We start from the raw sequence: 934 nt of genomic DNA, 5'->3' as shown, positions 1-934 counted from the left end.
CAAGAAAAATAAAGGTATGTATTCTTTATTACCCCCAGTAAAATATTAATCACTGAATATTCTTTCAGTTAACTTATGAGGTTATAAAACACAGCAGATTTTCATTCGGATTTATTCTCTTCAGTAAACTTCCGGATGGTATCCTGTTCATGCTGACGGGTGGCAGACTCCTGCATTGCATCCACTTTCTCCTGCCAGAGACGCCGGATATCCTTTTCATCCCGACCAGTCAGTTTTTTCCCGGACAGCAGACGGTTAAGCAGTTCCTGTCTCGCATCCGGTACGTCTTCAGTCAGACGCATAAGCTGAAGCAGGCTCTGACGGCTGAGGACCATGAGTGATTCCGGCAGGAGGGTGAAGAAGTAAATAAAAAAGCATACCGCACCACAGCAAGTAAGGACCGCAAACAGGATTTTCAGATATATACCATCAACGCCGAACGCAGCAATAATACAGGGAATCCATGCAATACACGCACAATACGCCAGGATGTTATCTATTCGGTTATGTCTGCGATATATCTGTTGATGTTCATCCAGAATAGAATCTATTTTTTCAGTTTCTGATTTATGCATAGTGTTTCCTCTACCTTTCCTGCCAGAGACGCCGGATATCCTGTTCATCCCGACCAGTCAGTTTTTTACCGGACAACAAACGGTTAAGCAGTTCCTGTCTCACATCTGGTATGTCTTCAGTCAGACGCATAAGCCGGAGTAATTCCTGACGACTGAGTACCATGCGTGATTCCTCCGGTACGCTGTAATAATTAAAAATACGACTGAATACCCCACAACAGCAGGCAACGGACAGGCACAGGGATTTCAGATACAGGCCAGAAACACAGAATGTGGCAACACCACAAAGAATAGCTATAACTAAAAAAACCTTACCCAGTGCCATACACAAAGAACCCTGTTTTCTGAATATCCGCTCA

At 43.9% G+C, this 934-nt stretch carries 2 protein-coding genes; both read right to left on the bottom strand.

Going from position 1 to position 934, the window contains the following annotated elements; translation table 11 throughout:
* Positions 1-101: 101 nt before the first annotated feature.
* Positions 102-575, bottom strand: a complete 474-nt coding sequence (locus E0D98_RS24835) for a hypothetical protein (protein WP_000549599.1) — start codon at positions 573-575, stop codon at positions 102-104.
* Between the two features lie 10 nt (positions 576-585).
* A partial coding sequence (locus E0D98_RS24830) for a hypothetical protein (RefSeq protein WP_131891364.1) occupies positions 586-934 on the bottom strand: 349 nt, incomplete at its 5' end.

The sequence above is a fragment of the Escherichia sp. KCJ4928 genome, from assembly GCF_004352695.1.
Taxonomy (GTDB): Bacteria; Pseudomonadota; Gammaproteobacteria; order Enterobacterales; family Enterobacteriaceae; genus ECMA0423.
Note: the sequence above shows the minus strand (reverse complement) of the source record. Positions and strands in the feature narration are given on the sequence as shown.